Below are 24,306 nucleotides of genomic sequence, written 5' to 3' on the forward strand. Positions count from 1 at the left end.
CACCGCTCGGGGCCGGGTGGGGACCGCGGCGCGGGCGACCTCAGCCCTGTCGAGCGGGTGCGGCGGATGCGGCGGGTTCGGCGGGTACGGGCGTGCGGGCTCCGGCCGACGGGTCGTCAGCACTGCGGCCCGGACCCGCGACCGGCCCGTCGGCGGTCGGTGCCGCCGGTGCGATCGTCGTGGGCGGGAGTCCGCACCCGGTGGCCCGACGGCCCTCCGGGCCCGGGCGGGCGGGCGGTTCAGGCGGCTGCCAGCTCCGCGCGCAGGGGGTTGACGATCTCGTCGGCCAGCCGTCGGACGATGCCCTGCGGGTAGCCGCGCGGCAGGCTCAGCACGATGTGCGTCAGCCCGGCGCCGATCAGCTCGCGGACGACCCGGCGGTTCGCCTCGTCGTCCTCGTACGAGACGATCACCTGCACCGAGCGCTGGATCTCCGCCGGGTCCCGGCCGATCGCGCGGCAGTGCGCGTCCAGGACGCGGCTGCGCTCGACGATGTAGTCGAGCCGGTTGTGCGGCGGGCCGGGGACGTTCCAGATGTCGGCGTGCTCGGCCACCAGCCGCAGCGTCCGGTCGCCCCAGCCGCCGATCAGCAGCGGGGGGCCGCCGGGCCGCACCGGCTTGGGTTCGTTGCGGTTGCCCTTGAGGGTGTAGTAGCGGCCCTCGAAGTCGAACTCCTTCTCGGTCCACATCCGCTTCAGGATGCGGACCGTCTCGTCCAGCCGGGCGATGCCCTCGCCCGGCGGGACGAGCGTCAGCCCGTACGCCTCGTACTCCGCGATCGCCGGGTTGTCACCGGCGATGCCGCCCGCGCCGGCCGGCTGGTGGGTGCCGCCGACGCCGAGGCCCATCACCAGTCGGCCCCGGGAGACGACGTCGACGGTGGTCGCGATCTTGCCGAGCACGGCGGGCTGCCGGATCCGGTTGCTGGTCACCAGCAGGCCCAGCTTGAGCCGCGAGGTCTGTGCGGCGAGCGCGGACAGCAGCGTCCAGCCCTCGTAGATCTTGCCCTCCTTGGGGCCGGCCAGCGGCAGCAGGTGGTCCCACAGCCACGCGTGCTCGATCTCGGGAATGCCGTCGGCCTCCTGCCAGACCCGCAGGATGTCGTCGTAGTCGACGTGCATCGGGGTGGTCTTGAGGCCGAAACTCAATCGTTCCTGGTGGCTCATCAGAGCGGGTGCACCTCTCGGACTTCACTGCTTCACGTGCACAACCTTGCTGCGGGTGAGAGTAGTTGACCATTCGTCAGTGTGCAGCCGAACGGCTCAGGACTGCTCGGCCAGGTCCGCATCCAGGGCGCGGGCCGCCGCCTCCAGCACCGCCACCAGCGACTGCAGCCGGTGCGGGTCGTAGCGCACGCTCGGCATCGACACCGACAGCCCGGCCACCGCCGCCCCCGCCCCGTCCCGGACCGTCACCCCGACCGCGGTCAGGCCGCGCTCGGAGCGCTCCCGGTTGACCGCGAACCCGCTGCGGCGCGCCTTCGCCAACTCGGCCCGCAGGCCCGGCAGATCGGGGCGCTCGCCGGGCCGGTCCCGGTAGCGCTCGGCGGCGTAGACCTCCTCCAGTTGCTCGTCGGTCAGCTCGGCGAGCAGCAGCAGTCCGGCGGTGGTGCGGTGCGCCGGGAAGACCACGCCCTCGCGCGAGCCCACCCGCAGCGTCTGCGCGGACTCCACGCTGGCGATGAAGCGGGCGGTGTCGCCGGAGCGGACGATCAGGTTGACCGTCTCGTCCAGCACGTCCGCCGCCCGGCGCAGGTGCGGCAGCGCCGCCGGACGCAGCCGGGAGACCAGCGAGCGCGAGTGCGTGGCCAGCTCCAGCACCGGCCCGGCCCGGTAGACCCGGTCGTCGCCCTGCACCGCGAAGTCCCGGTGGACCAGCATCCCCAGGATCCGGTGCGCCGCGGAGCGGGCCACGCCGAGGCGCTCGGCGACCTGCGAGACCGTCGCCCCGCCCTCCAGTTGCAGCATGGTCGCGGCCCGCAGCGCGTGGTCCACGCTGGCGATCGGGTACGGCGGCGGGGTCTTCAGCGGCTTGTCCACGGCGGGCCTCTCAGTGGCTGTTCTGCTGTGGAGAATCCATCCGTTCTCCTGGGCGGGACGAGGCACGCCGAGCCCGTGATCGAGTCCACCACCGCCCCAGACACCGCAACGGGCTCCCCGGTCCGGCTCCAGGCCGTCGCCGCGGACGGGCAGCCCGAGGTCACCCCGGCGCTCCACGCGCTCTACCGGGGCTTCGAACAGGAGCTGCTCGTCCCGCTGTGGACCGAGATCGGCGACCTGATGCCCGCCCACCCCCGCTCGCAGGCCGCCGCGCACCTGTGGCGCTGGCAGCGCCTGCGCGAACTCGCCGCCCGTGCGGGCGAGTTGGTCCCGGTCGGGCGTGGCGGCGAGCGCCGGGCGATCGCGCTGGCCAACCCCGCGCTCGGCGGCCGCCCGTTCGCCACCCCCACGCTGTGGGCCGCCGTCCAGTACCTGATGCCCGGCGAGGACGCCCCCGAGCACCGCCACACCCAGCACGCCTTCCGCTTCGTCGTCGAGGGCGAGGGCGTGTGGACGGTGGTCGGCCGCGACCCGGTCGCCATGCGCCGCGGCGACTTCCTCCCGCAGGCGGGCTGGAACTGGCACGCCCACCACAACGCCACCAGCGAGCCGATGGCCTGGATCGACGGCCTCGACATCCCGTTCCAGTACACCGGCGAGACCCAGTTCTTCGAGTTCGGCCGCGACGCGATCTCCGCCGCCGAACGCGCCACCCCCGACCGCTCCCGCGCCGAACGCCTCTGGGGCCACCCCGGCCTGCGCCCGGTCGCCGCCGGGCGCCCCGGCCCCGGCAGCCCGCTGCTGGCCTACCGCTGGGAGCACACCGACCGCGCCCTGGCCGACCAACTCGCCCTGGAGGCCGAGGGGTTCGGCGGCACCGTGGAGCCCGGCCACGCCGCCGTCCGGTTCACCGACCCGGCCACCGCGGGCGACGTGCTGCCCACCATCCGGGCCGAGGTGCACCGGATCGCCCGCGGCGCCGAGACCGCGCCCGTCCGCGAGACCGGCTCCTCCGTCTACCAGGTCTTCGACGGCTCCGGCACCGTCACGGTCGGCGAGCGGACCTGGACGGTCGGCCGCGGCGACCTGTTCACCGTCCCCTCCTGGCTGCCCTTCTCGGCCCGATCCGAGGCGGGCGCCACCGACTCCGACTCCGGCGCGCTCGACCTGTTCCGGTTCAGTGACGCCCCGATCTTCGAAGCCCTGCACCTGCAGCGCACCCACGTGGAAGGAACCACCCGATGAAGCTCGCCACCCTCCGCACCGGCGGCACCACCCGCGCCGTCCGGCTCGACGGCGACACCCTGGTCGACCTCGGGCACCCCGACCTCGGCGCGCTGCTGGGCCGGGACGACTGGGCGGCGGCCGCCGCCACCGCGACCGGCACCGCGTACCCGCTCGCGGGCGCCGAGTTCGCGCCCGTGGTGCCGCGGCCCTCCAAGGTGGTGTGCGTCGGCCTCAACTACCGCAACCACATCCAGGAGATGGGCCGCGACCTGCCCGAACACCCCACCCTGTTCGCCAAGTTCGCCGACGCGCTGATCGGCGCGGGCGACGACATCCTGCGCCCGGTGGAGACCGAGGAGTTCGACTGGGAGGTCGAACTCGCCGTCGTCATCGGCAAGTCCGTGCGCCGGGCCCGCGGCGAGCAGGCCGCGGCCGCCATCGCCGGGTTCACCGTCCTCAACGACATCACCTGCCGCGACTGGCAGTTCCGCACCCGCGAGTGGCTCCAGGGCAAGACCTGGGACTCCACCACCCCCGTCGGCCCCTACCTGGTCACCCCCGACGAACTGCCCGGCGGCGTCCGCCCCGCGCTCGACGTCACGCTCGCCGTCGACGGCGAGACCCTGCAGTCCGACAACACCGGCGACCTGCTGTTCGACCCCGTCACCCTGGTCGAGTACGTCTCCACCGTGGTCCGCCTCAACCCCGGCGACCTGATCGCCACCGGCACCCCCGGCGGCGTCGGTCACGCCCGCAAGCCCCCCCGCTACCTGCGCGGCGGGGAGACGGTCGTCACCGAGATCCAGGGCCTCGGCCGCCTGGAGAACCGCGTCGTCCGGGACGGCGGCGCCGCGTGAGCACCCGCACCCTCGCGGACGCCCGCCGCTGGGCCGCCCTCGGCACCGAACTCTTCCTGGCCGCCGCCGCCCCGTTCGGCCCCGCCGAGTACGCCGCCCCCGGCCCGCTGCCCGGCTGGAGCCGCGCCCACCTCGCCGCCCACCTCGCCGCCAACGCCGATGCGCTCGGCAACCTCGTCCACTGGGCCGCGACCGGCACCCCCACCCCGATGTACGCCTCCCCGGCGGAGCGGCTCGCGGGCATCGAACGCGGACGCGCCCTGCCCGCCGCCGAACTCACCCGCCGGGTACGGGAATCCGCCGAGCGGCTGGCCGCCGCGCTGGACGCCCTCACCCCCGAGCAGTGGCAGGCCCCCGTGGTCACCGCCCAGGGCCGCACCGTCCCCGCCGCCGAACTCCCGTGGCTCCGCGCCCGCGAGGCCTGCGTCCACGCGGTCGACCTGGCCGCGGGCGTCACCTTCGCCGACCTCCCGGCGGACTTCCTCGCCGCGCTCTGCGCGGACGTCCTCGCCAAGCGGGCGCCGGAGTTCGTCCTGCGGACCCCGGACGGAAGCGTGCGGTGGGTCCCGGCGGGTGACGCCGATCAGCCGGTGGTCGAAGCTGAACTCCCGCAGCTCGCAGCCTACTTGACGGGTCGTCAGCACATCGAGGGCGCGCCGCCCCTCGGCCCCTGGCTCTGACCCGGACTTCCGCCTTCCGGCCCCTCTTCCCACGCCCCGGCAGGGGCGCGGGGGAGCTGCGCGACCAACCATCGACCGTCAGCAGGATCGTGATGCGCGGCGCGGCCCGTACCCCACTGCGCCCCTCCCCGGGCGTGCACCTGCCTCCCCGTGATGTCGAAAGAAGCAGCCTCATGAACCCTCCCACCACCCCTGACGTGCTCGTCGTCGGCGGCGGCATCGGCGGTCTCGCGGCCGCGTTCGCGCTGGCCCGCAAGGGCCTGGGCGTGCGCGTGCTGGAGCGGGCGAAGGAGTTCGGGGAGGTCGGGGCCGGGCTGCAGCTCGCGCCCAACTGCACCCGGATCCTCGCCGACCACGGCCTGCTGGACGAGGCGCGCGAACTGGGTGTCGTGCCCGAGGGCATGGTGATGCGCGACGCGCTGGACGCCCGCGAGCTGACCCGCCTCGACCTGCGCGACCTCGAACGGCGCTACGGCCACCCGTACTTGGTGATCCACCGCAGCGACCTGCACGGCATCTTCCTGCGCGCCTGCCGCCGGGCCGGGGTCGAGCTGCTGACCGACCGGACGGTGGTCGACTACCAGCAGGACGGCGACGGCGCCCGGGTGGTGCTGGAGGACGGCGGCGTCGAGCGGGCCCCGCTGGTGATCGCCGCGGACGGGCTGCACTCGGTGGCGCGGCGCAAACTGGTCGGCGACGAGGTGGTCAGCTCCGACTACGTCGCCTACCGGGCCGCCGTCCCGATCGAACGGGTCCGGGAGAACGGGATCGCCGAGCGCGACGTCACCGTGTACGTCGGCCCGCGCTGCCACTTCGTGCAGTACGCGCTGCGCGGCGGCGAGATGTTCAACCAGGTCGCGGTCTTCGAGTCGCCGAAGGCCAAGGCGGGCGAGGCGGACTGGGGCACCCCCGACGAACTGGACGCCGCCTTCGCGGCGACCTGCGACACCGTCCGCTCCGGCATCCCGCTGATGTGGCGCGACCGCTGGTGGCAGATGATGGACCGCGACCCGGTGGAGACCTGGGTGCACGGCCGGATCGCCCTGCTCGGCGACGCCGCGCACCCGCCGCTGCAGTACACGGCCCAGGGCGCGATCATGGCGATCGAGGACGGCTGGGTGCTCGCCGAGCATGTCGCCCGGCTCGCCCGCGAGGGCGAACCCCCGCACTGGGACGCCGCGTTGGCCGCCTACCAGGCCGTCCGGGTCGAGCACTGCCGACGCGTCCAGAGCACCGCCCGGGCCTGGGGCGAACTCTGGCACCTGGACGGCGAGGCCCGCCTGCGGCGCAACGCCGTCCTGCGCGAACGGGCCGTCGACGACTACGCGTTCACCGACTGGATCTACGGCCCGACCGCGCTCACGCCCGACCAGGAACCGCCGATGTTCACCCCCGTTCCGCTGGGCGGTTCCCGGGAGCGCCCGTGAACCTCAGCGGCGGTCCAGGTGGGGGAAGACGAACTCGTCCAGCAGAAGGCCGAGGGCGACCGCGGCCGGGACGGCGACCAGCGCGCCGACGATGCCCAGCAGCGCGCCGCCGACCAGGACGGCCACGACCGTGACGAAGGGGTGGACGTCGACGGCGAACTTCATCGTCCGCGGCATGATCAGGTAGTCCTCCAGCAGCCGGAAGCCGATGTAGAAACCCGCCGTGGCCAGGGCGACCGGCCAGGAGACCGCGAGGGCGACCAGGCTGACGACGATGCCGCCGATGGTGGAGCCGACGATCGGCACCAGGTCCATCAGGGCCACGAACACGCCGAGGGCGGCGGCGTACGGCACGCCGACGGCGGCGCACCACACGGCGGTGGCGATGCCGGCGATCACGGAGGTAACCAGGTTGCCGAGCATGTAGCGCCCGGTGCGGGCGAGGATCTCCTCGGTGAGCTCGCGGGCCCGGTCGCGGCTGCTGCCCTTCACGAAGCGGTAGCAGAACTCCTTGATGTCGGGCATGTCGGCCATCAGGTACAGGGTCACGGTGGCGACCACGACGACCGAGGTGACGGTGTCGAGCAGCAGGCGGCCGGCGCCCAGCACCCCGCCCATCAGGCCCGGGCCGCCGCTGCCGCCGAGGGCGTTCTTGGCCTGTTCGGCGAGGTGGAAGCGGTCCTCGATCCGGCCGAGCGCCGAGTGGTGGTCGTGCACCTGCTCCAGCCAGGCCGGGAGGCGCCGGGCCAGCACCCCGGCCTCCTGGCCCACCGGCGGGACCACCAGCAGCAGGAAGCCCGCGACCAGGAGCAGGAAGACGCCGAGCACGGTGGCCACCGCCCAGCCGCGCCGCAGTCGGCGTCGGCACAGCGCGGCGACGACCGGCTCCAGGCTCACCGCGAGGAAGACGGAGAGCAGCAGCAGGGTCAGGAACTCCTCCAGGCGCAGCAGTTGGCGGAAGAGGAACCAGCCGGTGAGCGCGCCGAGCGCCAGCCGCAGGCCGGTGGCGAACCCGGGCCACCGGGCGGGGGAGGAGCGCCGGACCGGCGCCGTGGACGGTCCCGCGGACGGCGTCGCGGACGGCGGTGGGTCGGCCGGGCTGTCGGCCGGTGGGTCGGCCGGTGGCGCGGTCGGGGCGGCGTCGGGGGGCACCAGCAGCCGTCGGCGGATCCCGTCGGCGGCGCCGGTGGTGACGACGCGCAGTCCCGGTGGCATCTTCATGGTCGTCGGTCCGTTCCGTTCGCGGCCGTGGTGCGGGTAGGACGAGTGGTACGGGTGGTGCAGGTGTGGCGGGTGGTGCGAGGCCTGGATACGGCACGGCCCCGGGCACCTCACCGGTGAGGGTGTTCGGTGCCCGGGGCCCGCTCGGCCGGGTGCTGCTCCACCGGCCGCACCGCCGCGGCGGAGACCTGGAATCACGCCGGGGCGGCGTCGGTGTCCGCTGCCACCCGTGGTGCAGCGGAAGCCCGGAGGTGGGCGTGGGCCGTTCAGCGCCGGAAGGCGTCCTTGACGTGCTCCCCGGCCTGCTTGAGGTCGCCCTCGGCCTGCTCGACCCGGCCCTCCGCCTCCAGGCGCTCGTTGCCGACGGCCTTGCCGACGTTCTTCTTGACGGCGCCCTCGATCTTCTCGCCGGTGTTCCCGGCCTTGTCGCCCGCTCCCATGTCCGCCTCCTGGCTGTCGGTTGGCTCTCGGTCGGCTGTCGGCTCCTCGCTGACGAACACTCGGGTGCCCCGTGTCCGCCGGAAGATTCCGGTGAATATCCGCCCCGGTCCCGGGCAGCAGAGGCCGCGACAGTCGAGCCCCTGGAGGTCGTCGTGGTTCCCCTTCTGCTGGTCCTGCTCCTCGCCCTGCTGCTGTTCGGCGCCGGTTTCGCGGTGAAGATCCTCTGGCTGGCCGCCGTGGTCGTCCTGGTGTTCTGGCTGGTCGGTTTCGCGGCCCGCGGCACGCACCCCTCCGGGGGCCGGCACCGCTGGTACCGCTGGTGACCCGACACCGACGCACCGCACCGCCCGGGGCCGGGCCCCCCGTTCCACCGGCGGGCCCGGCCCCGGCGGCGGTTCAGGCGGGGGCGAAGTGGCGCAGCCACAGGTAGAGGGCGCAGACGGCGACGGTGACGGGGAGGCCGTAGCGGGCGAAGGTCCAGAAGCCGATGGGATGCCGGTCGTTCACGAAACCCCCGGGAATCGGCGCAGCGGGCCCGCGGGGGTGCGCCGGGCGGCGCGCATGCTGTCGGTGCACAGCACCGTGCGGCGCTCCAGGACCGCGACCGGCAGCGCGGCCCTGGAAACGGCGACGAGTACCACGAAGGGGGCCCCCGGATCGGCTGAGGAGCAAGAGTGCCGTCCCCCTGCCCGCCGATCGGGCTTCCCGGCGCGCCACGAGTCATCGCGCCCCGGCGCTCCGGAGTCGGGGCGGTTCGTCCTCGTGGTGCGGGCCGTGCCCGTGACCTGGGGCGTTGTCGGACCTTGACCCGCCGTCGCGAGTCGGGCCCGCTCCGGTGCGCAGGTGTCGGTCGTGGCCGCAGCCGGTTCGGAGGAGCATCCGGACGGAATTGTTCCGATTTGCCGCCGGGAAAGCGGAGTTCGACGCTCCGCAGCTCGGGGGCGCCTTCACAGCGCCTTCATCTCTGTGCGTATGATCCGGCACCGGATCCCGGGCCGTCGCCACGGCATACGGCACTTGGCCTGCGCGGATCCCCTGTCCCTCCCCCCTGAGCCGACGCGCCGCGGCGCGCCGGTCGACCCTGTGAGGTCTGCATGAAGCTGCGCCGTGCCATGGCTGTATCCGCCGCCACGACGCTGGTCACCGGTGTCGCCCTCGCGGCCGCCCCGGCGGCCCTGGCCGCTCCCGCCGTCTCCGCGGTGGCCGCTGTTCCCGCCGCGCCCAAGCTCGGCGGCACCGTGTCCCTGAAGGACTTCCCCTCCACCGTCGCGGCCGGCGGGGCCCAGGTCACCTTCGCCGAGACCGTCACCAACACCGGCGACGACGCGGTCGCGCTCCCGGTGGTCTTCCTCACCTCGACCGGCGACCTGTCCACCGGCCAGGTCAAGGCCCAGTTCCAGAACCCGTACACCCACAAGTGGGTCGACGCCCACCTGGAGGACGAGGGCCCCGACGGCCCGGGCGCCGCGCTCATCCTGGGAACCCTCGACAACGACGCCGAGCCCGACGAGAACTCCGTAGTCTTCGTCCCGGCGGGCAAGAGCGTCACCATCCAGGTCCGCCTGACCGTGGCCGCCGACGCCCTCGCCGGTGCGGCCACCGCCCAGCCCTACGCGGTCCTGTTCCCGGCCTCCGAGTCCGAGGAGGAGCCCGAGGGCGACGACTTCCTGAAGGGTGCGAAGCAGGCGTTCACCATCACCGCCCCCGGCGGCGGCGCCTCGGCCTCCGCCTCGGCCAAGCCGTCGGCGTCGGCGTCGGCGTCGGCGTCCGCGTCGGCCAAGCCCTCCGCCTCGGCGTCCGCCAAGCCCTCGGCGTCGGCGTCCGCGTCCGCCAAGCCCTCCGCCTCGGCCAAGCCGTCCGCGTCGGCGTCGTCCTCGGCCGCGCCCACGGCCGCGCCGTCCGGGCTGCCCACCAAGAAGCCCTCCACCACCACGGTCGACGAGGCCAAGAAGCAGGCCCAGAGCAGCCTGGCCAGCACCGGCGGCGGCAGCGACTCCACCGCCATAGCCGCCACCGGTGCCGCCGCCCTCGTCCTGGGCGCCGGCACCCTCGTCCTGGTGCGCCGCCGCCGCACCAACACCCACCGGGCGCAGTAGGCCCGTACCCCGGGCTCACGCCCGGAACGGGCGAGCCGGTCCGGCCACCTGATCGGCATCAGGTCGGCCGGGCCGGCCCGCCCGTTCTCCCGCGAAGGCCCGGGCCGGCGTCCGAGCGGCCCGTCGTCCGGGAGCGCCGGCCGACCCCATGACGAAAACGCTTGGCGCGCTGTCGGTGACGGCTGCCAGGATGCCGACATGGCCGAGACGATCACCTACCTGCGCGGCGACGCCACCGCGCCCCAGGGCAAGGGCCCCCGGATCATCGCCCACGTCTGCAACGACCTGGGCGGCTGGGGCAGGGGCTTCGTCCTCGCGATCTCCCGCCGCTGGCCCGAACCCGAGGCCGCCTTCCGCCGCTGGCACCGCGAGCGGGCCGGCAACGACTTCGGCCTCGGCGCCCTCCAGTTGGTCCAGGTCACCCCCCACCTCTGGGTCGCCAACATGGTCGGCCAGCGCGGCATCCGCACCGCCCGCTCCACCGGCGCCCCCGTCCGCTACGAGGCCATCGACACCGCCCTCGCCGCGCTCGCCCCCGAGGCCCTGCGCCTGGGCGCCTCCGTCCACATGCCCCGGATCGGCTGCGGCCTGGCCGGCGGTAAGTGGGAGCGGGTCGAACCCCTGGTCACCGCCCGCCTGACCGACCGGGGCGTGCCCGTCACGGTCTACGACCACGGGCAGTAGGGTCCCCCCGAGGGGGTGGGCGGATGCGGATCGCGCTGCCGCACCCGGAGGGCGTGCCGGTGCTCGGCCTCCTGGTGCTGATCGTGCTGGTGGCCCTGATGTGCGCGGAGATCGTGCTGCGCGGGTCGGGGTCGGGCTGGGAGTACCTGGGGCCGGCCGGGCTGGTGGTGGCGGGCGCCGGGGTCCGGCTGGGGAGCCTGCCGCTGATCCTGGCCGGCTGCGCGGTCGCGGCGACCGGCGTCGGGCTGGGCAACCGGCTGCGTTGGCGGGCCCCGCGCAAGCCGGACGTGCGGCACCTGATCGACCGTCGCCGCTGAACGCCCGGCACTAGCATGCCGGACATGACGGAAGACGCCGGTGACCTGGACGGGCTGGTCCGCAAGCGGATCCGGGCGTTGCGGCTGGCCCAGGGGTGGTCGCTGGAGGAACTGGCGGCCCGGGCCAACCTCAGCCAGTCCTCGCTGAGCCGGATCGAGAACGGGCAGCGCCGCCTCGCGCTCGACCAACTGGTCACGCTGGCAAGGGCGTTGGACACCACCCTGGACCAGTTGGTGGAGACCGCGGCCGAGGACGTGGTGATCACCCCGACGGTCGACGCCCGGCACGGCACGATGCGCTGGCCGGTCAGGGGCGACCCCGGGATCAGCGTGGTGCGCCAGCGGATGACCGAGCCGCCGCCCGACAACCCGGCCCGGATGCGCGCCCACCCCGGACGGGAGTGGCTGGTCGTGCTCTCCGGCACCGCGGTCCTGCTGCTCGGCCACCGCCGGATCCGCCTCACCACCCACCAGGCCGCCGAGTTCCCCACGATGCTGCCGCACGCCATCGGCGCGGAGGGCGGCCCGTGCGAGGTGCTCGGCATCTTCGACCGGGACGCCCGCCGCGGCCACCGGCCCGACCCCGGCCCGCGCGACCGCTGACCGGGCGGTTTGCGCCTGCGGCATGCGGGAGGGGCAAGCTCTTGCGCATTCCGGGAGGACGCGTGCCCCAGGCGCATGACCGCCGTACGGTGGCCCCATGAGCCACCCGCACGCCCGCACCAGTGCCCACACCCACACCCACACCCACCAGCACCAGCACCCGCATCCGGCCGAGGACGACGCCGCCCTGGTCGAGGTCCTCGACCTCGACGCCGAGGTGCTCGCCGACCACCTCGCCGCCATCACCGACTGGCTGCCCCTGGAGACCGCGCCGCAGCGGATCGTCGACCTCGGCGCGGGAACCGGCGCCGGCACCTTCGCCCTGCTGCGCCGCTTCCCCGGGGCCCGGGTCACCGCCGTCGACGCCTCGCCCGGGCACCTGCTGCGCCTGCGCGAGAAGGCCGGGGCGCTGGGCCTCGCGGACCGGGTCACCACCGTGCAGGCCGACCTGGACGCCGCCGACTGGCCCGACCTCGGCACCCCAGACCTGGTGTGGGCCTCCGCCTCGGTGCACCACCTGGCCGACCCCGGGCGGGCCCTGCGCGAGGTCCGCGGGCTCCTCGCCCCGGACGGCCTGCTGGCCCTGGTCGAACTGGCCGGCTTCCCGCGCTTCCTGCCGCCGGACGCCCCCGCCGAGCGCCCCGGCCTGGAGGAGCGCTGCCACGCCGCGACCGACCGCATGCACGCCGAGCAGGTGCCCCACCGCGGTGCCGACTGGGGCCCGGTGCTGACCGCCGCGGGCCTCACCGTCACCGGCGAACGCACCGTCACCGTCCGGGTCGCCGCCACCGAGCACCCCTCCGTCGGCCGCTACGCCCTGGCCGCCCTGCGCCGGATCCGCACCGCCGTCGCCGAGCACCTCGACCCCGCCGACCTCGCCGCCCTGGACCGCCTGCTGGACGCCGACGGCCCCGACAGCGTCGCCCGGCGCGCGGACCTCGCGGTGCGCACCGAGCGTCGGGTCTGGGCCGCCCGCCGCTGAACGGCCCGTTGCCGAGCGGCGGGCGGCCGTCCGGGGTCAGTGCCGCTCGTACAGGGCGCGGCCGATCCGGCGGCCCAGCACCAGGTGGCCGAGCAGGGCGCCGAGGGTGTTGAGCAGCACGTCGTCCACGTCGAACGCCCGCCCCTCCACCAGCAGGCCCTGCGCCGCCTCGACCGTGACCATCACCAGCGCGGTCAGCGCCGTCGCGGCCAGCACGCTGCGCAGCCGGGGGAACAGCACCGGCAGCAGCACGCCGAACGGCACGCCCAGCAGGACGTTCCCGCCGACCTGCTGCACCGCGGCCCGGACGGCGGGCTGGTCCAGGTAGCCGCGGATCGACGCGCCCAGGTGGTAGTTGGGGTGCACCAGGTCCCGCGCGCCGGGCACCGGCACCAGCGTCGCCCGGGCCAGCCCGACCGCGAACACCACGGTCAGCACCAGCCCGGCCAGCAGGACCAGCAGCCGGACGGCGACGGACAGCGGCCCGGACCGGAGCAGGAACGGCTGCCGGGGCCGCTCCGCCGCCGGGGTGTCGGCGGCGGGCGCGGGCCCGCTCCGCCCCTGCTTCTCCTGCCTCCGGTGCCACCAGGGGACGCTCCGCCCCGCCCGGCCGCCGCCCTCCCGCACCGGCTCCCCCCGCCCGACACCCGCCGTCCGCTCGCTGCCCACCGTCGAGGCCCTCCTTCGCGCCTGCGCTCCACCACCCGGTTCCGTGCCTGCGCCGGATACCCCGTGGCGGCGCTCCCACGCCCGTTCGCCGTCCGGCGGGTCGGTGGGGGAGACTCACGGGCATGGTTTCGACGGTGCAGAACGTGGCGATCGACTGTGCGGACGCGTACCGGCTGGCCCGGTTCTGGAGCGGGGTGACGGGCGGTTGGGTCGACCCGGAGTGCGGGCCGGGCGACCGGGAGACGCAGGTGCTGGTGGCGGACGGGCCGGTGCTGTACTTCCACCAGGTGCCCGAGGCGAAGACGGTCAAGAACCGGGTCCACCTGTGCCTGCGCCCGGAGGACCGCGACCGGGACGCGGAGGTGGCACGCCTGCTGGCCCTCGGCGCGGTGCTGGTCGGCGACCACCGCGACGCGGACGGCACGGGCTGGGCGGTGCTGGCGGACCCGGAGGGCAACGAGTTCTGCGTGCTGCGCAGCGCGGCGGAGCGGTCCGCGGCGGCGGCCCGGGACTGAGAACGCGCGGCCGCCCCCTCCCGCACGGAGGGGGCGGCCGTTCTCCGGCGGGGGCCGGGCCTACGGGTACGCGACCAGGTTGGCCACGTTGGTGGTGGAGTCGGACGGTCCGCCGGTGGAGTTGATGACGTGGGCGATGGTGCCGGTGCCGCCCAGCGAGACGGTCACCATGTCGTGGAAGCGGACGCCGGAGCGGTTCGGGGCCTCGAAGGAGTGGTCCTCGACCACGGCCGGGTTGACGTTGAAGTAGGCGTAGGAGCCCAGGCCCCAGGCCTCGTGCGTGGTGACACCGGGGGCGACCTGGTAGGCCGGGTAGCCGCGGGTGGTGCCGTTCGTCCAGGCGGACTGGTTCGGCGGGTCGTACGGCAGCTCGTTCTGGAAGAAGTAGGTGCGGCCGCCGTTGCCGTTCCAGATCACCTGGGTCTGCTGGTAGTGCTCGACGAACAGGCCGTACATCGTGACGTTGTTGCCGTTGACGACCAGTCCGTTGGCGGCGGTGTTGCTGGTCCAGCCGACGCCGCTGCCGTGGTCCGCGCGCCACAGCCACATGTGGTCGCCGATCACGTTGTTGGAGTTGACCACCAGCGACTGGGTGGCCCTGCCGACGCCCGCGCCGCCGATCCGGAAGAACACGTCGTGCAGCGAGGTCGGGTCCGCCGAGTGGTCGGCGGTGGAGCCCGCGGCGCCGATCCGCATCAGCACCGGCGAGTTGACCGTCCCGGCGTCGATCAGCAGCCCGGCCAGCTTCACGCCGTCCACGTCCGCGACGTCCACGGCGGTGACGCCGTTGTCCGGGACGAGGGTGGCCAGGCCCAGGCCGAGCACCACGGTGTCGGCCCGGGTGACGTTCAGCGGCTGGTTCAGGTGGTAGACGCCCGGGGTGACCAGCAGGTTCTTGCCCTGCGCCAGCGCCGCGTTCATGTCGGCGGCGGTCGCGCCCGGCTTCACGACGAAGAACTGGTCGATCGGCAGCGAGCTGCCCGGCTGCGCGCCGCCCGCCCAGGTGGTGCCGGAGGTGTTGGTGCGCAGCGCCGGGACGAACACCTTGTAGGCGCCCGCGGAGTCGACGTACAGGAAGGGCTTCTCGCGCACCACCGGGGTCTGGCCCACGGTGGTGTAGGGCGGGTTGGGGAAGGAGTTGGCGGGCGCGTTGACGTCGCCGACGAACACCATGTTCCAGTTGGAGCCCGTCCAGCTGCCCCACTGCGCGTTGCGCGACAGCCACTGCTGCTGGGAGCCGGAGCGGAGCTGGCCGTCGATCTTCGAGTCGGCGATGAAGCCGCCCGAGGACCAGCCGCCGTCGTCCAGTTGCAGGTTGCCGCGCACGTGCATCCGGCGGTACGGCGCGGCCTGGGAGACCGCCCAGCGGTCGGTGCCGCCGGTCGGGTTGACCGACAGGTTCTCGGCGGAGCGCCAGAAGTTCTGCGTCGCGTTGCCCTGGAACCAGTCGGCCTCGGCGTGCACCGCGCCGTTGACGGTGACGTCGTCGGGGGACAGGCCGAGGCCCGCGACCTGGGTGTAGAAGCCGACGTTGGCGTCCACGTTGTAGCTGCCCGGCTTGAACAGCAGGGCCTGGCGCTGGGCGCCGAACTGGTTGGTCTCCTGCTGCGCGAAGACCGCGTTCAGCTTGGCCTGGATCGTGGCGGCGGGCGTCGACGGGTCGAAGACGGTCACGTTCGGCCCGAAGTCGGGCGTGCCGGGCGGGTTCGTGACGGTGCTCCCGAAGGTGAAGGACTGCGCGGCGGTGCCGTTGCAGGCGTACTGCTGCAACTGCACCGCGTCCGCGGTGGAGGCGCTCGGCACGTCCAGGCACTTGCCGCTGTTGCGGTTGACGAAGTGGTACGCGCCGCCGCTCTCGGCGACGGCCTGCCACTGCTGGTTCAGGCCGCCGCCGTACGTCCAGAGCTGGACCTTCGCGCCGTCGGCGGTGGAGACGTCGGTGACGTCCAGCACCTTCGAGGTGTCGTTCTGGTTGTTGATCCGGACGTAGCCGTTGCCGAGGTCCTGGACCTGCCACTGCTGGGCGGTGGTGCCGTTGCAGGCGTACTGCTGGACGACGGTGCCGTTGGCGGTGGCGGCCGCGGCGGCGTCCACGCACTTGCCGGAGTTCTGCGCCACCAGCGTGGTCGCCCCGGTCGGGACGGCGGCCAGGGCGGACGGCGCGGGGGCCAGCAGGACGGCGGAGGAGGCCAGCAGGCCGACCGTGGCGGTCAGCGGGAGGAGTCTGGTGCTGCTGCGCATGGGTGTCGCTCCTTTCTCGGGTCGGCGGGCGGTCAGGCGGGCAGGTTCCACTGCTGGTTGGCGCCGGCGAAGCAGTCCCAGACCTGCAGACGGGTGCCGTTGGCGGAGGACGGGCCGGTGGCGTCGAGGCAGCGGCCGGAGGCCGGGTTGACCAGGGTCCTGTTCGACTGGGCCTGCCACTGCTGGGCGCCGGTGCCGTTGCAGTCGTACAGCTGGGCCTGGGTGCCGTTGGCGGTGCCGCCGGAGGTCAGGTCCAGGCACTTGCCGAGCGCCCGGATCGTGCCGTCGGTGCCGACCGTCCACTGCTGGGCGGCCGTGCCGTTGCAGTCGTAGAGCTGCACGGCGGTGCCGTTGGCGGAGTTGGCGCCCGCCACGTCCACGCACTTGCCGCCGTAGCCGGTGATCTGCCCGGTGCGGCCGCTCGGGGGCGGGGTGGTGGAGCCGCCGGTGAGCGCGTCGAAGGTCCTCGCGAACTGGTACGCCGACTGCGGGGTGCCGCTGCAGGTGTCGGAGAGGGTGCCGCTGCTGGCGCAGGCCTTGTCGCGGCCGAGGGACCAGAAGGCGAGCAGTTGGATGCCCTTGGAGGCGGCGAAGGTCTCCAGGGACTGCGCGTTGGCGGTGGTGAACACCTCGGAGGTGGTGTCGTTGACTCCGATCATCGGGGTGTTGCCCTCCATCGCCCACAGCTGCTCGGAGGTCTTGGACGTCCAGATCTGGCCGAGCTGGGTGTGCAGGCCGTTGGCGGCGCTGATCGCGGCCTGGCCCATGTCCATCGGCGAGCCGTAGTCCATCGTCATGATGTTGACGGCGTTGACGGTCAGCCCGCGGCTCTTGGCGTTGTTCAGCAGGCTGAGCGAGTTGGATTCGAGTCCCGAAGGGCTGACCGGCAGCGTGTAGTTGACGTCCAGGCGCTTGCCCGCCGCCGCCTGGGCCTGCTGGAGCTGGGCCAGCGCCTGGTTGCGGCGGTCGTTGGCGGCGGTGTCGTTGAGCGCGCCGCCCTCGATGTCCAGGTCGATCCTGGTCAGGTTGAGCGCGTCCACCACCCGCTTGTACTGGGCCTGGAGGGTGGAGACGCTGGTGCAGGCCTGGCTCAGCTCGGTGCCCGCGGCGCCGCCGAAGCTGGCGATCACGTCGCCGCCCGCGGCCCGGTGCGCGTTGATCGCGCTGGTCCAACCGGCGTCGGTGACGGGGGTGTTGCCGTTGAAGGTGGCGTTGCAACTGCCGTCGCTGATCACGAAGGCGAGGGTGACGTACTTCAGCCCGCCGTTGGTGCGGGCGTCCGCCAGGGTGTTCGGCGAGTTCCAGGTCTCCAGGTACGGCGCCGCGTAGTGCGCGGGGAAGCCGGGACCGGCGTTGGCGGCGGCCGCGGCCTGGCCGGCGCCGGCCACCAGCAGGGCGGAGGCGGCGAGGGGCAGCGCGGCGGCGGCCGCGGCGGCGCGCAGGCCGGTGCGGGAACGGGCGCTGGAACGGGCGCCGGAACGGGTGCGGATCAAGGCGGCTCCTCGTGGGGGAGAACGTTCACTCGTTCATGAAGTGAACGCGAAGCGATGCCTGAGGGAGCGTCCGGAGTGGTGCGGGCAGGGCGGCGCATCCCCCGGACGGGGGAGCGACGTGGTGGTGGCCAGCAGCCCTGCCGACTTTGGTCTGGACCTTTTTCAAGACGTGAAGTTAGGGGCGTCGGCGCGGCCACGTCAACCCCCGTGCGTATAGGAGTCGAAGGACGTGTGCGGAGCGGGGCGGTGGTTGACCGCCGCGCCGGGGTGTGCCTAGATTGTATTTGCTTGCAAATATGAATCGACGGCGGCACCGACGAGGGACCGCGCGACGGAGAGCCACACGGAGAGGCACGCCATGGCCGAGGACTTCAACCAGCAGGTCATCGAACGGTTCCGGGCCAACGGCGGCCGGGTCGAAGGATTCCCCGACCTGCTGCTGCTCACCACCGCCGGGCGGCGTACCGGCAGGCCCCGCACCACCCCGCTCGTCTACCGCGAGGACGCCGGACGCTTCCTCGTCTTCGGCTCCAACGGCGGCGGCCCGCGCCACCCGCTCTGGTACCGCAACCTGCTCGCCGCGGGCGGCGGCACCGCCGAACTCCCCGACGGACGCGGCGGAACCGTCGCCCACTCCGTCCGCCCCGTCGAACTCGACCCCGACGAACGCGCCCGCCAGTACGCCGAACAGGCCCGCCGCGTCCCCGCCTTCGCCGAGTACGCCGCCCGCGCCGACCGGGACATCCCGGTCGTCGCCCTGCACCCCCTCGACCTCTCCGGCGACCCCGCCCTGCCCGCCGCGATCGTCGCCGGACTCCGCCTCCACCACGCCGACCTGCGCCGCCAACTCGCGGACCTGCGCGACCAGTTGAACGGCGCCGCGCCCGCCCCGGCCCCCGACCCGGCCGCCCAGCTCCGCGCCCGCTGCCTCAGCTTCTGCCACGGGCTCGACATGCACCACATCCGCGAGGAGGGCGCCTTCACCGCCTTCCAGCGCCGCTACCCGCAACTCGCCCCCGCGCTCGACCGCCTGCGCGCCGACCACCGCACCGTCGCCGAGGCGCTCGCCCGCTTCGAGGCCCACCTCGCCACCCCCGGCGCCGACGATCCCGCCGCGCTGCGCGCCGAACTCGACCGGCTCACCGACGGGCTCGAAGCCCACTTCGCCTACGAGGAGGAGCACCTGCTCGCCGCGTCCGCCCCGCACCCGCAGCCCTGACCGGCCGTCCGGTACCGTGAGGTCCGGCCCCGCGACCGGCGGGGCCGGACCTCGACGCGCACCGACCGCGCACCGGCCCGGGAGGGTGCATGAGCTGCCGGGAGGGCGCATGACCGGCCCGTTGGCCTCCGCCGGTTCCGCGGAGGGGCTGTCCGCGGACGACGCCGTCCGGGCGATGCTGCTGCTGATGCCCCGGGTCGCCGCCCGGGTCAAGCGGACCGCCGTCCCCGAGGCGCTGGCCGGGTTCCAGCTCGCGCCCCGGCACCTCTCGCTCCTCGCCTACCTGGTCTTCGACGGCCCGATGCCGGTCGGCGCCCTCGCCGAACGCCTCGAAGTCGCCCACACCACCGCCAGCCTGATGGTCGGCGACCTCACCCGCCAGGGCGTCCTGGAACGCCGCCCCGACCCGGCCGACCGGCGGCGCACCATCGTCTCGCTGACCGCCGACCCCGCCACCCGCACCGCCGTCGAACGCTGGCTCGCCAACGGCTCCGCCTCCTGGCAGGCCGCGTTCGCCCCGCTCACCCCCGCCGAACGCGCCCTGTTCGTCCGCACCATGGCCGCCTACGAACAGGGCACCGCCGACGGCGCCTAGGCTTCCCGGGACAGCTCCCACAGGTGCACCGCGCCGCCGTCCGCCGCCACCGTCGCCCAGGTGCCGTCGCCCGCCGCCCGGACCGGGCCCGCGACCGCGGAACCGGCGGGGTAGGCGACGGCGCCCCGCAGCGCCAACTCCGGCAGCGCGCCGGACCGGACGTCCACCAGCCAGTGGCGGGCGAGACCGCTGCCCAGGTCGGACTCGGACGTCCCCACCAGCAGGGTGTCCTCGTCCAGGAACGTCGCGTCGAAGTCCCAGTGCACCCGGGAGTCGTCGCCCGGCGGCGGGGGCACCGCCTCCTCCGCGTTCAGCCTCGCCAGCACCTCCCCGCTATCCGGGTCCAGCAGGTGCAGCGACCACTGGCCGGTGTCGACCGCCAGCAGCCGCCGCCCCGACGGGCTCGCCGCCAGCAGCACCCACTCCTCCTCGCGCCACTCGACGGCCAGCCGCCGCCCGTCCCACCGCCCCCGCAGCGCGGGCGAGCCCTCCTCGCCCTGGCCGATGCTCAACCCCATCCGGGCCGGGTCCGGATCCGGCGTGTGCAGGGAACCCGAGGCCACCGTGTCCGTCGCCGCCCGGCCCAGGACCCGCCCGGTCGCGGCGTCCAGCACCAGCCACAGCTCCTGGTCGTCCGTCAGGTCCGCGTCCTCCTCCAGCGGCCCCCGCACGTGCACCCACAGCAGCGCGCCGTCCGCCCCGAACGCGGCCGAACCGCCGTCGGGGGAGTCGTGGTCCGGGTCGTCCGCGTACGCCGCGAACGATGGGTGCACCTCCCCGCAGACCCAGCAGCCGTGCCGCACCTCCCACACCGTCGCCCCGTCCGCCGCCACCGCCCGCACCGCGTGCGTCCCCGTGAACACCACCAGCCCCGGCGCCACCGTCACCTCCCCGAACCGCCGCGGCCACGGCGCCGGAACCCGCACCCCGCCCACCGCCACCTCCGCGTCCCCCTGCTGCACCACCGTCCCCCGCCCCCCGGGCAGCGCCGCCCACCACGGCGCCGCCGCCGGGAGCGGACCGAGCGGAGCGGCGACGGTGGCGACGGGACGGGCGGCGACGGACACGGGCTCTCTCCTGCGCGGACGGAAGCGTGACGGGGCCTGGCCGCCCCACCCTAGGCGGGGGGTCGGCGGGGCCGGTTGTCGGGCCCCTGCGCCTCGTCGGGCCCCTGCATCGGTGCGCCCGGGTGTCCACCGTGCGGCGTGCAGGCCTCCGCCCGGCTGTTCGACCTGCTGCGGGGCGGCGGCCCCGGAACGCGCCGGGCCGGGCACGGGCCGAACCCGTACCCGGGACCCGCCGCCCTCGCCGGGGAGGTCGCGAAGGCCGGTTATCCGACCCGCAGTTGGGTTCCAGCCCCGTCCCCGTCGCCGTCCGGGCGCAGCAGGCCGCCGCCGAGCACCTCCAGGACGTGCGGCCAGGCCGCCGCGCCCAGCCGGGCGTCCGCCGCCGGGCTGCCGCCGTGGTCGTGGACCGGGGACGGCGGCAGCGGCGACTCGCCGGGGAACACCACTCGGTGGCCCGCCTCCGGGTCGCCGACCAGGCGGACGGGCGCCCCGGCGGATCCGGAGCGCTCCCGCCGTTCCCGCAGCCGTTCGGCGAACGGCAGGGACGGCCACATCGCGTCGGCGCCGCCCGCGACCAGCAGCAACTCGGCGCGGGACTCCTCCACCGGGATCGCGGCCGCGGGCAGCGCACCGGCGAACGTCCGCTCGCTGCGCTCGTACCAGCCCCGGATCGCCACCGGGACGCCCTCCGGCTCGGCGGGCGTCCACGCCTCGTCCATCGGGACGAACGGCAGCGGCCGCCCGCGCCACGTCCAGCAGGAGCGGAACGGGCGGTCCGCGCCGTCCGCGCCCGGGCCGACGTTGCACCACACCACGGCGGTGGGCGCCAGCGCCACCACCGCGTCCACCCGCGGGTCGCGCACCGCCGTCAGCAAGGACGCCTCCGCGCCCTTCGAGGTGCCGAGGAACCCGATCCGGCGCACCCCGTCCGCCCGCAGCAGGTCGACCGCGGCGGTGAAGGTCTCCAACGGGACCTCGCAGATCCCCGGCGGCTGCCCCGGCCCGCCGTACCAGCGGAACGCCAGCACCTCGAGCCCCGCCGCGGCCAGCACCCGGGCCCGCGCCCGCTCCACCCGTCCGCTCGACCCCGACAGCACCACCACCCCGACCGCACCACCCCCGACCGGCCCGCACCGCACGCCCTCCCAGGGGCCCGCCACCGCGCGCTCGACGATCTCCACCCGCTGCTCCCTCCCCGTCGGATCCCCCCACTCTCGCACAGGCACCCCGGCCCGGCCGGACCGCCAACCGGCCCCGCCCACCGGGCCCTTGTCACGGTTCGCCCACAGAGCTGCCGCTCCCGCCGCCCGGGACGGCCGACGGACCTAGCCTGGTGCCGTGACGGGAACCGGGGAGGAACCCGCCGTCCGCGCGGAGCGGCTGCGGCGGGAACGGGAGTGGGTCGAGGCACTGGAGAAGCGGATCCAGGAGCGGAACGCGGTGGAGCGCGCCCGCCGCCTGGCCGAGGCGCAGCAGGCGGAACGCGACTCCTGGGCGGACGGGGAGCGCGGCGGGGCGGGCAGCCACACCGAGGTCACCGGACCGGACGGCGTACCGGTGCGGATCGCCGTGGTCCGGCTCAGCCGCGGCGATGCCGTCGCCAGGGCCTTCCGGCCGTCCCACGGGCCGCCCGACATCTCGGGCGGCGGAGAGGTGCTCCTCCTCGTCGTCCCGTACCTCCTCCTGCTCGGCCTCTACCGCGCCACCCGCTGGCTGATCCGCGAACTCCTGGGTCGCCCCCGCTGGGCCGTCGTCGCCGCCGTCGGTCCCACCGGCCGACCCGCCGCCGTCCTGTACGGCCGGGACGAGGAGCCGGTCATCCGCGCCGCGACCGCCCTGGCGGAGCGGGTGGAACAGCAGGGCGCGGCGGCCGTGCCCCTACCGCGGCCGTGACGGTCGGCACGTCAACGAGGAGGTGGAGCCGTGGGGTTCAGAACCTCGCTGCTGGTGTACGCGGACGGTGAGGTGGCCGACTGCCTGCGCGGGGCCGGTACGGCCGACCCCGGTCGGACCACCGCGATGCTGCGGCGGCTCACCCCGGGCCGGACGCTGGAGCCGACGGCCCCGGTCGGCCTCTGGCAAGGGACGGCCCCGGCCTTCGGGGACGTCTGCGCGGCGAGCTTCCCCGCAGCCGATCTGGTGTGCGACCAACGGTTGGTCTCCGAGCAACCGTCCACGCTCCCGGCCGGGCTGGTCGCGGCGAGCGCCGGTCGGCGGCTCGTGATGCACGCGATGGACAGCGTCGTCGACCGGTTCGCCTTCGCCGTGTGGGAGGACGGGCGACTCGTCCGCTCACTGAGCCTGTGCCCCGACGACGGGTTCATCGAGGACCTCGGGGAACGGCTCCCCTTCGAAGCCCCCTACTGGGAGGCCGACCGGAACGCCGCCACCGTCCCCTGGCCCGAACGGGCCGAGGACCCGGCCGCCCTGCCGTTCCACGCCCTGGCACTGGGCGTCTCCGCGCTGCGCGCCCTCTGCGGACTCGTCCTCGACGGCCCGCCGGGGCCCGACGACGTCGACGGCACGGCCATCGGGCTCCACGGCTTCACGGCCCGGGGCCCGATCGGCCCCTGAACCCGCCGGACGCGCGGGCGTCCGGCCGCAGTCGGATCCCGTACCGGACGGGGCCGGGCTGTGGCAGGGTCGTGCGCATGCCTTTCGACCACAACGACCACTACCACCGCCTCCTGCTGCGCCAGTTGCCCCCCGGCTGCCGCACCGCGCTGGACGTCGGCTGCGGGACGGGCCGGTTCGCCCGGCGGCTGGCGGCGCGGGGGATCGCGGTGGACGCGGTCGACCCCGCGGCGGAGGCGGTCGCGGCGGCCCGGGAGTTGACGGCCCGGGAGTTGACGGCCGCCGCCGGGCCGGGGGAGGGGCCGCGGTTCCGGCAGGCGGACGTCACCGAGGTCGAACTGCCGCGCGGGCACTACGACTTCGTCTCCTGCCTGGCGAGCCTCCACCACATGCCGTTCGACACCGTCCGGACGCTGCGGGAGTCGCTGGCGCCGGGCGGGGTGCTGGTGGTGCTCGGCTGCTACCCGGAGCGCTCGCGGACGGACTGGGCGTGGAGCCTGGCCGCGGTGCCCGTCAACGCGGCCGCGCGGGTGGCCGTCGCGCTCACGGAGCGGGTGCGGGGCGGGCGGCCGGCCGGTCCGGGGGCGGTGCGGGCACCGGTCGCGCCGCCGCGGATGAGCTACGCCGAGACGCGGCGGGAGGCGGCCGTGCTGCTGCCGGGCTTCCGGATGCGGCGACTGCTGTTCTGGCGGTACCTGCTGGTGTACCGCGCCCCGGACCAGTCGGCCGCCCGCCCCGCAGGCGGGAACTGATGCCCCGGCGGGACGGCCTCGGCGAGCTGCTGATCGACGTCTGCCCCGGGCCGCCGCGGTGCCGGGACGTGCACACTTTCCTCTTCGTGGACGGCCTCGACCTGATCACGCGCAGCCACGCCGCCGCCGTCGGCGCCCCGCCGGGGCAACTGCTGCGGCCGGGCGGCCCGCTGTGGCCCGCCGAGCGGGCCCGGTCGGCGGTGGTGACCGAGGAGGACGGGCCCGAGGTCGAGATCCGGGTGCGGCTGCGCGGGCTGCGCGTGGTCTGGAGCGGCCTGATGTACCCCGGGGCCGACGGGCGCCTCGTCGAGGAGGTCCGCTTCGACCTGCGGCCGTACCTGACCGAGCTCGAACGGGCCCACGCCCGCTGGGGCCGCGGCGGCGCCTCCGCGTAGGGGCGGCACCCGGGCGGAGGGCGCAGCTCACCGGGTGCTCGCCGCGGACGAACGCGCGCAGGCGTACGGAGAGGTCGAGTCGGCGGCACGCGCTCTCGGAGTCGTGGGCCGCGGTGGGCAGTCGGGGCACCCGCTCGCGGCCCGTGACGTCCAGGCGGTAGGGCTCCTCGAACGCGCTCCCACCGGTCGACGGCGGGCGTGAACCGCTCGCG

At 75.0% G+C, this 24,306-nt stretch carries 26 protein-coding genes; 17 read left to right on the top strand and 9 right to left on the bottom strand.

The window, feature by feature from the left end; all coding sequences use genetic code 11:
* Positions 1 to 239: 239 nt before the first annotated feature.
* Positions 240 to 1,166, bottom strand: a complete 927-nt coding sequence (locus ACFY00_RS17910) for an LLM class flavin-dependent oxidoreductase (RefSeq protein ID WP_388032440.1) — start codon at positions 1,164 to 1,166, stop codon at positions 240 to 242.
* A 96-nt stretch (positions 1,167 to 1,262) separates the two neighbouring features.
* A complete protein-coding gene (locus ACFY00_RS17915) occupies positions 1,263 to 2,039 on the bottom strand; it encodes an IclR family transcriptional regulator (RefSeq protein ID WP_388032441.1) in 777 nt (258 codons plus the stop codon).
* Between the two features lie 75 nt (positions 2,040 to 2,114).
* Between ACFY00_RS17915 and ACFY00_RS17920 the strand changes: the two genes are divergently transcribed.
* From ACFY00_RS17920 to ACFY00_RS17935, 4 genes are all read left to right on the top strand, one after another.
* Positions 2,115 to 3,284: a cupin domain-containing protein gene (locus tag ACFY00_RS17920; RefSeq protein ID WP_388032442.1), complete on the top strand. Its 1,170-nt coding sequence runs from the start codon at positions 2,115 to 2,117 to the stop codon at positions 3,282 to 3,284.
* Complete coding sequence (locus ACFY00_RS17925; RefSeq protein ID WP_388032443.1) at positions 3,281 to 4,123, top strand: fumarylacetoacetate hydrolase family protein; 843 nt, start codon at positions 3,281 to 3,283, stop codon at positions 4,121 to 4,123. The genes ACFY00_RS17920 and ACFY00_RS17925 overlap by 4 nt, the downstream gene beginning before the upstream one ends.
* Positions 4,120 to 4,803, top strand: a complete 684-nt coding sequence (locus ACFY00_RS17930; RefSeq protein WP_388032444.1) for a maleylpyruvate isomerase family mycothiol-dependent enzyme — start codon at positions 4,120 to 4,122, stop codon at positions 4,801 to 4,803. Before ACFY00_RS17925 ends, ACFY00_RS17930 begins: the two co-directional genes overlap by 4 nt.
* Positions 4,804 to 4,976: 173 nt before the next feature.
* Positions 4,977 to 6,230: an FAD-dependent monooxygenase gene (locus ACFY00_RS17935; RefSeq protein ID WP_388032445.1), complete on the top strand. Its 1,254-nt coding sequence runs from the start codon at positions 4,977 to 4,979 to the stop codon at positions 6,228 to 6,230.
* A gap of 3 nt (positions 6,231 to 6,233) precedes the next feature.
* Here ACFY00_RS17935 and ACFY00_RS17940 read toward each other — a convergent pair whose 3' ends face one another.
* Together ACFY00_RS17940 and ACFY00_RS17945 are read right to left on the bottom strand one after the other, a co-directional pair.
* Complete coding sequence (locus tag ACFY00_RS17940) at positions 6,234 to 7,451, bottom strand: AI-2E family transporter (RefSeq protein ID WP_388032446.1); 1,218 nt, start codon at positions 7,449 to 7,451, stop codon at positions 6,234 to 6,236.
* Positions 7,452 to 7,717: 266 nt separating this feature from the next.
* On the bottom strand, positions 7,718 to 7,891 hold the full coding sequence (locus ACFY00_RS17945) for a CsbD family protein (protein WP_388032447.1): 174 nt from the start codon (positions 7,889 to 7,891) through the stop codon (positions 7,718 to 7,720).
* A gap of 153 nt (positions 7,892 to 8,044) precedes the next feature.
* On the opposite strand from ACFY00_RS17945, the gene ACFY00_RS17950 reads away from it, so the two are divergent.
* The 6 genes from ACFY00_RS17950 to ACFY00_RS17975 all read left to right on the top strand — a co-directional run bounded on the left by ACFY00_RS17950 (position 8,045) and on the right by ACFY00_RS17975 (position 12,574).
* A complete protein-coding gene (locus tag ACFY00_RS17950; protein WP_388032448.1) occupies positions 8,045 to 8,215 on the top strand; it encodes a hydrophobic protein in 171 nt (56 codons plus the stop codon).
* A 789-nt stretch (positions 8,216 to 9,004) separates the two neighbouring features.
* Positions 9,005 to 9,988, top strand: coding sequence for an LPXTG cell wall anchor domain-containing protein (locus ACFY00_RS17955; protein ID WP_388032449.1), 984 nt, complete (start codon positions 9,005 to 9,007; stop codon positions 9,986 to 9,988).
* Positions 9,989 to 10,186: 198 nt separating this feature from the next.
* Entirely contained in the window at positions 10,187 to 10,672 is a 486-nt protein-coding gene (locus ACFY00_RS17960) for an Appr-1-p processing protein (protein WP_388032450.1), read from the top strand.
* Positions 10,673 to 10,695: 23 nt separating this feature from the next.
* Positions 10,696 to 10,989: a hypothetical protein gene (locus tag ACFY00_RS17965; protein ID WP_388032451.1), complete on the top strand. Its 294-nt coding sequence runs from the start codon at positions 10,696 to 10,698 to the stop codon at positions 10,987 to 10,989.
* A 24-nt stretch (positions 10,990 to 11,013) separates the two neighbouring features.
* Complete coding sequence (locus ACFY00_RS17970; protein WP_388032452.1) at positions 11,014 to 11,592, top strand: helix-turn-helix domain-containing protein; 579 nt, start codon at positions 11,014 to 11,016, stop codon at positions 11,590 to 11,592.
* 97 nt (positions 11,593 to 11,689) lie between these two features.
* Complete coding sequence (locus tag ACFY00_RS17975) at positions 11,690 to 12,574, top strand: class I SAM-dependent methyltransferase (protein WP_388032453.1); 885 nt, start codon at positions 11,690 to 11,692, stop codon at positions 12,572 to 12,574.
* Positions 12,575 to 12,610: 36 nt separating this feature from the next.
* On the opposite strand, the gene ACFY00_RS17980 is transcribed toward ACFY00_RS17975, so the two are convergent.
* On the bottom strand, positions 12,611 to 13,243 hold the full coding sequence (locus tag ACFY00_RS17980) for a VanZ family protein (RefSeq protein ID WP_388032454.1): 633 nt from the start codon (positions 13,241 to 13,243) through the stop codon (positions 12,611 to 12,613).
* A 122-nt stretch (positions 13,244 to 13,365) separates the two neighbouring features.
* Here ACFY00_RS17980 and ACFY00_RS17985 point away from each other — a divergent pair, with 122 nt between their 5' ends.
* Complete coding sequence (locus ACFY00_RS17985; protein WP_388032455.1) at positions 13,366 to 13,758, top strand: VOC family protein; 393 nt, start codon at positions 13,366 to 13,368, stop codon at positions 13,756 to 13,758.
* Positions 13,759 to 13,818: 60 nt separating this feature from the next.
* Here the strand turns inward: ACFY00_RS17985 and ACFY00_RS17990 are convergent, their stop codons facing one another.
* Both ACFY00_RS17990 and ACFY00_RS17995 read right to left on the bottom strand, forming a co-directional pair.
* Positions 13,819 to 15,999, bottom strand: a complete 2,181-nt coding sequence (locus tag ACFY00_RS17990; RefSeq protein ID WP_388032456.1) for an RICIN domain-containing protein — start codon at positions 15,997 to 15,999, stop codon at positions 13,819 to 13,821.
* Positions 16,000 to 16,031: 32 nt separating this feature from the next.
* The gene (locus tag ACFY00_RS17995; protein WP_388032505.1) at positions 16,032 to 17,489 is read right to left on the bottom strand and encodes a ricin-type beta-trefoil lectin domain protein; all 1,458 of its coding nucleotides are present in this window, start codon (positions 17,487 to 17,489) and stop codon (positions 16,032 to 16,034) included.
* 361 nt (positions 17,490 to 17,850) lie between these two features.
* On the opposite strand from ACFY00_RS17995, the gene ACFY00_RS18000 reads away from it, so the two are divergent.
* Complete coding sequence (locus ACFY00_RS18000; RefSeq protein WP_388032457.1) at positions 17,851 to 18,711, top strand: nitroreductase/quinone reductase family protein; 861 nt, start codon at positions 17,851 to 17,853, stop codon at positions 18,709 to 18,711.
* Between the two features lie 109 nt (positions 18,712 to 18,820).
* On the top strand, positions 18,821 to 19,306 hold the full coding sequence (locus tag ACFY00_RS18005) for a MarR family winged helix-turn-helix transcriptional regulator (protein ID WP_388032458.1): 486 nt from the start codon (positions 18,821 to 18,823) through the stop codon (positions 19,304 to 19,306).
* Here the strand turns inward: ACFY00_RS18005 and ACFY00_RS18010 are convergent.
* Together ACFY00_RS18010 and ACFY00_RS18015 are read right to left on the bottom strand one after the other, a co-directional pair.
* Positions 19,303 to 20,373, bottom strand: a complete 1,071-nt coding sequence (locus ACFY00_RS18010) for a hypothetical protein (protein WP_388032459.1) — start codon at positions 20,371 to 20,373, stop codon at positions 19,303 to 19,305. The genes ACFY00_RS18005 and ACFY00_RS18010 overlap by 4 nt on opposite strands.
* Before the next feature lie 263 nt (positions 20,374 to 20,636).
* Positions 20,637 to 21,554, bottom strand: coding sequence for an acyl-CoA thioester hydrolase/BAAT C-terminal domain-containing protein (locus ACFY00_RS18015; RefSeq protein ID WP_388032460.1), 918 nt, complete (start codon positions 21,552 to 21,554; stop codon positions 20,637 to 20,639).
* Positions 21,555 to 21,711: 157 nt separating this feature from the next.
* Here ACFY00_RS18015 and ACFY00_RS18020 point away from each other — a divergent pair, with 157 nt between their 5' ends.
* The 4 genes from ACFY00_RS18020 (at position 21,712) to ACFY00_RS18035 (ending at position 24,094) form a co-directional block, all read left to right on the top strand.
* A complete protein-coding gene (locus ACFY00_RS18020) occupies positions 21,712 to 22,266 on the top strand; it encodes a hypothetical protein (protein WP_388032461.1) in 555 nt (184 codons plus the stop codon).
* A 30-nt stretch (positions 22,267 to 22,296) separates the two neighbouring features.
* Positions 22,297 to 22,947, top strand: a complete 651-nt coding sequence (locus ACFY00_RS18025) for a DUF6928 family protein (protein ID WP_388032462.1) — start codon at positions 22,297 to 22,299, stop codon at positions 22,945 to 22,947.
* Positions 22,948 to 23,024: 77 nt separating this feature from the next.
* Positions 23,025 to 23,699: a class I SAM-dependent methyltransferase gene (locus ACFY00_RS18030; protein WP_388032463.1), complete on the top strand. Its 675-nt coding sequence runs from the start codon at positions 23,025 to 23,027 to the stop codon at positions 23,697 to 23,699.
* A complete protein-coding gene (locus tag ACFY00_RS18035; RefSeq protein ID WP_388032464.1) occupies positions 23,699 to 24,094 on the top strand; it encodes a hypothetical protein in 396 nt (131 codons plus the stop codon). Before ACFY00_RS18030 ends, ACFY00_RS18035 begins: the two co-directional genes overlap by 1 nt.
* The last annotated feature ends 212 nt before the right edge of the window (positions 24,095 to 24,306 follow it).

Origin of the sequence: Kitasatospora sp. NPDC001540 (assembly GCF_042894345.1) — a bacterium.
Taxonomy (GTDB): Bacteria; Actinomycetota; Actinomycetes; order Streptomycetales; family Streptomycetaceae; genus Kitasatospora; species Kitasatospora phosalacinea_C.